Below are 6,935 nucleotides of genomic sequence, written 5' to 3'. Positions count from 1 at the left end.
ATATAAGTAAGAATAATGATAAAATAGGCAATATTACCATTTAGTTTTCAAAGTCAGGAGGAGTACTACAATTGAACTCAAAGTTTAACAAGCCAAAAGGATTCAGTGAAATATTAGATCACACCTTTAGTTTAAGTAAAAATCGATTTAAAGATTTTTTTATGATTTTACTTATTTTAATAGGACCGATCTATTTGCTTCAGGCGATTATTCAGCTATTTTCCGGAGTTAGCTTCTTCAGAGAGTTAAGGAGTGGGGATGTTTGGTATGAACAAATTCTATCTGGTCTTGTTGAAACCGAAACATCCGTATCTAGTATAGGAGCGGATATTGGTTTAATCCTCACAGGTTTACTTGGTTTCCTATTATTTCCGGTTGCAGAGGGAGCGATTCTATTCGCCATTAACCATATTCGAAAAAATGAAGAATATACAGTTGGATCTGTTATTAAAGAAGCCTTTTCTAGGTTCTGGCCCATGATTGGCAGCAGTATCTTGTTTGGTTTAATCACATTTGGTTTAGTGATTGTTCCCATTTTCTTTGTTAGTATAACTGGATTCATTGGATCTATTTTGCATCCGGTCATTGGAATTCTATTAGCTATTATTCTCTTCCTGGGCTGTGCAGTTGGAATTGGCTATTTATTAACTCGCTGGAGCTTTTATTTTGGTTCCGTTGTACTAGATCGGGAATCCCCTGGATTTTCAAATAGCTGGAGGCTCACGCAAAATCGGACTTGGATTTTAATGGGGCTATACCTTTTATTCTTTTTAATTATTTCGAGCATTAGTTTTGCAGTGGAAATGACGTTTAGTATATTTCTAGGCTATAGTGTATTACTGTCAATCATTTCAAATTTGGTCACTTTATTTACTACTATGATTCTTTCAGTGGGCTATGGAGTGATGTATCTTGATTTAAAAATAAGGCATGATGCAGATGACTTAAAGGAAATGATTGATGACTATCATAAATATTAATTACCTATCAAAGTTAGGTGATCATTAATGTTGGAAACGAACAAGGCAAAGGATGAGCTTCAGCGTATATTAGATGGCAAGGAATATCGAGTTTATTATAACGATTCTAAAAGTATGATAGAGGTTTGGTGGGAAGAAGCGAAAAAATGGATCGCAGAGCAGCTTTCTAAACTATTTCCTTCTTTCGAACCAACGAGTGGTGTATCAGGATTTATTTTAATAGTTATCCTCATCATCGTTGTTTTATTGCTCAGTATAGCAGTATTTATTATGGCAAGAAATACGAAACGAAATCGAATGCTGCGTGACAAAAAGCCACTTCAATCTATGAAGGAATTGAATTGGTCGTTTCAGCAGCATTTATTAGAAGCCAGGAAACTTGAGTCTTTAGGGGAATACACATTATCAACTCGACACATGTTTTTAGCGCTGCTTCTTTATTTTCATGAGAGAGAATGGCTGGAAGCTAGGATCTGGAAGACGAACTGGGAATATTATGACGAGCTTCAGAAAGTAAATACTGGCTGGGCTAAAGTTTTTTTTAACCTTACTAATTTATTTGATGAGGCGACATATGGAGAACGTGAAATTACAAAGGAAGAATTTATCCAGTTCCGCAGTGAAGCTATGTATTGGCTCCAAGAAACAGATGCTAAGTTTGAGGGATAAGGGGGGAGGTCAACTTGTTGAAATCTTTTTCAAATGGGCGAGCATGGATATATCTGCTCGTACTTCTAATCTTATTTATGATCATTAGTTATTTCTCTTTTTCTCCTGAACCTAAGTACTATCCCAATTATGTATCGGACTCTCCCTCGCCAACAGGTGTAAAGGCATTGTATACGTATTTAGGCAAGGNNACAATTACTTATCATGGCAGAGCCGCAATTTTTCCCTAAAAATGAAGTAATGGAAGATTACATCGATTTTATGAAAGCTGGGCATACGATTCTATTATTTAATAAGAATCCTAAAGGCATGTTTGATTTGAATTCGGCCCCAATTAACGGGGAAGCATCATCTGATGGTACAGCTGATGTATACAGCCGTGATGGAAATAAGTTTCGAGCCGAAATAAGCTCAACTGTACGTCTTCAGACAAATCTGCAGGATGAAATTTTATTGTCTGATCAAGCAGGTACAGTTGCAATAAAACGCCCTTTTGGCAATGGACAATTAATTGTTTCCATTGCTCCTGAATGGATAACAAACGGGAAAATATTAGACTATGATCATCCTTCTCTTCTATCGGCTCTATTAATTGAGGAGGACACACATACCATATTATTTGATGAATACATACATGGCGGGGAAAACGCTCCAAAGATTTCTGCCTTATATCCAAAATGGTTCTTGCTGCTGTTGCTGCAAGCGACCATCATTATTGCTCTTTTTCTTTGGCACAAAGGAAAGCGATTCGGGCCAATCTATAGTCTAAGAGAAGAATCGGTTCGATTTAGCGAGGAGAGCCTACAGGCTTTAGCGGCTTGGTATATTCGCGGCCGGAGATATCATGATTCATTACTGATACAGGCAGATTATGTGAAGCTTCTCATGCAGGAACGATGGGGTATTCCTTATGAAAAACAATGGCTGGATCTTTCAGATATTCTGGAACGAAAGCGGATGAATATGCCAAAAAACGAGATCCAACCGCTTCTGTCAGGGTTATCCAATATTTTAGCTAATGAAAAAGTAAACAAGCAGGAATACTTGCTTTGGTCGAGAAAGCTTGATCGTTTAAAGAAAGAGGTGGAAGAAAGATGAGGACAGAATTATCATCCTTATTGGAAAAATATGAAGAGCGAATTTTAGGCCAAAGATTAAATCTTAGGCTGCTTTTATCAGCCATATTAGCAGGAGGCCACGTGCTATTAGAAGGAGTACCTGGAACTGGTAAAACACAAATGGTAAGAACTCTTGCCAGCCTGCTTGGAGGCAGCTTTAACCGTATACAATTTACTCCAGACCTCCTGCCTAGTGATATTACGGGCAGCACTATTTATAACATGAAAGACAGCACATTCCAAACATTAAAAGGTCCTGTATTTACAAATATTCTATTAGCTGATGAAATAAATCGAACGCCTGCGAAAACGCAAGCTGCACTTCTAGAAGCAATGGAAGAAAAGCAAGTGACCATTCAAGGAGAAACATATCAGCTGCCCGAAGTCTTTTTTGTTGTGGCCACGCAAAATCCAATTGAATTTGAAGGAACCTATCCGTTGCCAGAGGCACAGCAGGATCGATTCTTATTTAAACTACAAATTGACTTCCCAGATTTTGAGGAAGAGAAGAATGTTTTAAAGCAAGTTATTGAAAACAGCTTTGACAGCAGTCTAGTTACACCAATACTTGATATGCACCGTTTTCTATCGATCAAAAAGGAAATTCAGAAATCTACGATTGGTGAAGGCGTCTTAGACTATATTATGCAAATCGTAAGAAAAACGCGTGAATCAGAGACCATCCGCTATGGGGCAAGTACGAGAGCTGCTATTTCTATTGGAAAAGCGGCTCAAGCCTGGTCATTTATGGCTGGTAGGGATTTTGTTACACCAGGTGATATAAAAATCGTTGCAAAATCGGCGTTAAGACACCGAATTCAGTTATCTCCACATATAGAATTGGAGGGAGTGACCGTTGACCAAATCATTGAAGAACTTGTGGGGTCGATTCCTGTTCCAAGATAGAGGGGTAATGCCTACAAAAAAATTAGTGATTATTTTCTTTATCCTTTCTGTCGTTTTATTGATGGGAACTGTATTGAATATCTTATGGAAATTTGTGATTATCGTTAATATTTTTGTATTTTCTGCAAGTCTTCTAGATTTACTGTTATCACCAAATAAAAAGCAGATTATTCTTAAACGTATTATTCCTGAAGAGATCGAAAGAGGGAAAACATATTACATCCAAATCGAGGTAAATAATAATTCACAGCAATCCTTTCATTTTAGAATCATAGATGGAATCCCTCAAGTTTTTCATCGTCCTTTTCCTTTTCAAGGAAAGGCTGCAATGGGTTCTTCCACCATACACTCATATGAAACGAAGGCAAGTGTGAGGGGAAGATATGAGATAAATAAGCTTTATTTCCGCTACACCAGTTCCTTAGGCTTATGGGAAAAGCAGATAACGGTCGAATTACATGATTCAGTTAAAGTCATTCCCGATTTATCGGAGACGAAGCAGTATTTAGAAAATGCTCAGCAATTTTTATTATACGAAGGTGTAAAAATCCGCAAGATGCAAAGTGGATCAGGGGACTTCGCCAAAATTCGCAGATACGTTGTAGGGGATGATCCTCGTAAAATTAACTGGCGGCAAACAGCCAAGCTGCGAGAAGTGATGACAAATGAATATGAACCAGAGCATGGGAAGTATATTACGATATTAATTGATTGTGGACGAATGATGGGAGCTGAGCTGGAGAAGGGAAATCGGCTTGAAAGGTCGTTAGAAGCAGCTCTTACTGTAACTGCAGCTGCCCTTCAAAAAGGGGATTATGTGTCCGTCTTGGCATTTTCAAAGGAAGTGAAAGTCTTTGTCCCTCCAGCTAAGGGGATGGCTCATTTGCAGACGATTCTTCATGCCATTTATAATCTAGAAGTGGATGCAGCTGAATCAAATTATGCTGCTGTCCTGCAATATTTAGAAACGATGCAGAAAAAGCGCAGCCTTCTTTTCCTATTTAGTGATGTCGCGACCTTTCTTCACGAGGAAACAGCGCTTGCCTATTTAAAACGGATTAGACAACGGCATTTATTTCTAATGATTGGCCTGGAAGATGTGACACTATTAAAAACAATCAATACAAAGCCCGACCAAGTACAAAAAGCAATGATAAAAAGCATCGCACAGCAGCAAATGCTTATGAAGAAAAGGGAAAAGCTTAAATGGGAAAAACAAGGCCTCTTAATGGTAGAGGCCGTTGAGGAAAAACTAGCAGTTACAGCCGTTTCTCATTACATAGATATTATGAATCGGAATCTATTATAGCTTGTTTCTTCATTAATGATAGCTTGCCAATCACAATGTAAAGGATTAGACCAATGACCGTAATGAAAGCAACGATATACTTTGCTTCTAACGATATGGCCGCGGGTGTAATAAATCCTTCTATGATTCCAGCAATGACAAATAACGGAATGGTTCCAAGCAATAATTGGACAGATCGGTTGGCTTGCTGCTTTAACTGAAAGCCTCTTGATAAATTTCCTGGAACGAAGAGCTTATAGCCCATTAACAATCCAGCACCACCAGCGATAAATATGGCTGTAAGCTCAATCATTCCATGTGGGACGATATATGCCCAAAAATCATAAGACATCCCATGATTCCAAAAGAGAGCGGCAAGTGCGCCAACAATGATCCCATTATAAATTAATAAATAAATGGTTAATATTCCAAAGGTGACACCGCCGGCAAAGGCCAAAATTGCTACCTGAATATTATTCGTCATAATGCTGGCAGACATGAATGAAGAATCAACCGCTCCATCGCTGCTGCTTAACTTGTCAGGGTCCACACCTTGTGCGATATCTGCTGGAAGAATGGAGTAAATATGCATCGGGTCATCAACAACTGAAAAGAAGCTGCCTACCGCGCCGAAAGTAAAAAGAAGCATGGCGGCAATAATAAATTTCCATTGCTCAATTAATAAGCCAATAAATTTAGTCCTAAAAAAATAGCGGATTTGTTTCATACTTGTTATTTGATTTTTATACAATAGATTGTGTGATTTTGAAACGAGAGCATTTAAATATTGGGTAACGTCTTCATTAGGAAAATAAGTTTGACTGTATGATAGATTGTGAGCAGCTTTTTGATAAAGCTTGTAAAAATAGTGAATGTCCGTACCTGAATAATTCCTTTTTCTTTTCTTTATCGATGCTGCCATCTGTTCAAGCTTCTGCCAATCTTCACGGTGCTGCTTTATAAATTGCTTAACATTCATATTGACACCTCTTGCTTACTGCTTTTCTCCTTATTATAGTAATTTTGTAGAAAAATAGAAACAGTTAGAGAAATATTATAAAAAATGGAGGGGATTTCCATGAACCAAGACCGTATCGGAATAAAAACTCCAGAATATGTATCATTAAATTTTCAGCTGGCTGGTCTTGGAAGCAGGACTGCAGCTTATTTAATCGATCAGATCATCTTAATCATAGTAAACATTTTGATTGTAATGGTCCTTTTTATGATTTTATATGGACAATCCGATCTCTTGCTATGGTCTGAAATAAATTCTGTCCCTGTTGCGATCGCGATTATTTTAATGTTCATTCTCAATTGGGGGTACTTTTTTGCATTTGAATACTTTTCGGGCGGGCGAACAATAGGCAAGAAAGTATTAGGTCTGCGAGTCATTCAAGAAAATGGCCACAGCATTACTCTGCTATCAAGCTTTATTCGCAATTTCCTCCGTATTATTGATTCACTGCCAGCCAATTATTTTCTTGGCATGATGATGATCTTTTTTCATTCTAAGCATAAGAGAATAGGGGACCTTGTCGCTGGAACACTCGTTGTACATGAAAGAAATACTAAAAAGAAAAAGAAGCTATCCCCTATAGAAAAAGAAATTGAAAAACGCGGATTGGCAAAAAGTGATCTCTTTGTAGAGGAACAGGTTTTGAAAACATTCGGAGCGAAGGATTGGAACTTAGTTAAAACGTATTGCAGCCGGTTTATTCACTTACCAGAAGAAGAGAGTATCAGACTGACAAGGCAAGTAGCTGAAATATTGCTTCCAAAAGCAAGGGTGGATGCAAGAGGGAAAAGCTTTCAGGACTTAGAAAACAATCTGCTCGTCCTATATTTACATTTAAAAGATGAATGGGAATATGAGCTATGATAACTAAAGGAAAAAGGCTAAGGGAACGGATTGAACGTCCCTTTAGCCTTTTTTGATTTTAGAAGGATTATTAATTTTATACAAGACTGGGT

7 protein-coding genes are annotated in these 6,935 nt (G+C 37.8%); 6 read left to right on the top strand and 1 reads right to left on the bottom strand.

Features of this window, described 5'->3' with window-relative positions; translation table 11 throughout:
* Nucleotides 1-71: 71 nt before the first annotated feature.
* From V7149_RS24770 to V7149_RS24750, 5 genes are all read left to right on the top strand, one after another.
* On the top strand, nucleotides 72-980 hold the full coding sequence (locus V7149_RS24770) for a hypothetical protein (protein ID WP_335348227.1): 909 nt from the start codon (nucleotides 72-74) through the stop codon (nucleotides 978-980).
* A 27-nt stretch (nucleotides 981-1,007) separates the two neighbouring features.
* Entirely contained in the window at nucleotides 1,008-1,649 is a 642-nt protein-coding gene (locus tag V7149_RS24765; RefSeq protein WP_335348226.1) for a DUF4129 domain-containing protein, read from the top strand.
* Nucleotides 1,650-1,853: 204 nt separating this feature from the next.
* Nucleotides 1,854-2,747, top strand: coding sequence for a DUF4350 domain-containing protein (locus V7149_RS24760; RefSeq protein ID WP_335348225.1), 894 nt, complete (start codon nucleotides 1,854-1,856; stop codon nucleotides 2,745-2,747).
* A complete protein-coding gene (locus V7149_RS24755) occupies nucleotides 2,744-3,673 on the top strand; it encodes an AAA family ATPase (RefSeq protein WP_335348224.1) in 930 nt (309 codons plus the stop codon). Before V7149_RS24760 ends, V7149_RS24755 begins: the two co-directional genes overlap by 4 nt.
* A gap of 7 nt (nucleotides 3,674-3,680) precedes the next feature.
* Complete coding sequence (locus V7149_RS24750; protein ID WP_335348223.1) at nucleotides 3,681-4,982, top strand: DUF58 domain-containing protein; 1,302 nt, start codon at nucleotides 3,681-3,683, stop codon at nucleotides 4,980-4,982.
* On the opposite strand, the gene V7149_RS24745 is transcribed toward V7149_RS24750, so the two are convergent.
* Entirely contained in the window at nucleotides 4,960-5,940 is a 981-nt protein-coding gene (locus V7149_RS24745; RefSeq protein ID WP_335348222.1) for a stage II sporulation protein M, read from the bottom strand. The genes V7149_RS24750 and V7149_RS24745 overlap by 23 nt on opposite strands.
* Before the next feature lie 99 nt (nucleotides 5,941-6,039).
* On the opposite strand from V7149_RS24745, the gene V7149_RS24740 reads away from it, so the two are divergent.
* Entirely contained in the window at nucleotides 6,040-6,843 is an 804-nt protein-coding gene (locus tag V7149_RS24740) for an RDD family protein (RefSeq protein WP_335348221.1), read from the top strand.
* Nucleotides 6,844-6,935: the final 92 nt, after the last annotated feature.

The sequence above is a fragment of the Bacillus sp. JJ1503 genome, assembly GCF_036965125.1.
Lineage (GTDB): Bacteria > Bacillota > Bacilli > Bacillales > Cytobacillaceae > Cytobacillus.
The sequence above is the reverse complement of the archived record's forward strand: the minus strand, read 5'-3'. Positions and strand labels throughout refer to the sequence as shown.

Coding starts and splice junctions, on each gene's coding strand:
- V7149_RS24750 (WP_335348223.1), top strand. CDS start 3,681: ATGCCTACAAAAAAATTAGTGATTATTTTCTTTATCCTTTCTGTCGTT.
- V7149_RS24740 (WP_335348221.1), top strand. CDS start 6,040: ATGAACCAAGACCGTATCGGAATAAAAACTCCAGAATATGTATCATTA.
- V7149_RS24745 (WP_335348222.1), bottom strand. CDS start 5,940: ATGAATGTTAAGCAATTTATAAAGCAGCACCGTGAAGATTGGCAGAAG.
- V7149_RS24765 (WP_335348226.1), top strand. CDS start 1,008: ATGTTGGAAACGAACAAGGCAAAGGATGAGCTTCAGCGTATATTAGAT.
- V7149_RS24760 (WP_335348225.1), top strand. CDS start 1,854: ATGGCAGAGCCGCAATTTTTCCCTAAAAATGAAGTAATGGAAGATTAC.
- V7149_RS24755 (WP_335348224.1), top strand. CDS start 2,744: ATGAGGACAGAATTATCATCCTTATTGGAAAAATATGAAGAGCGAATT.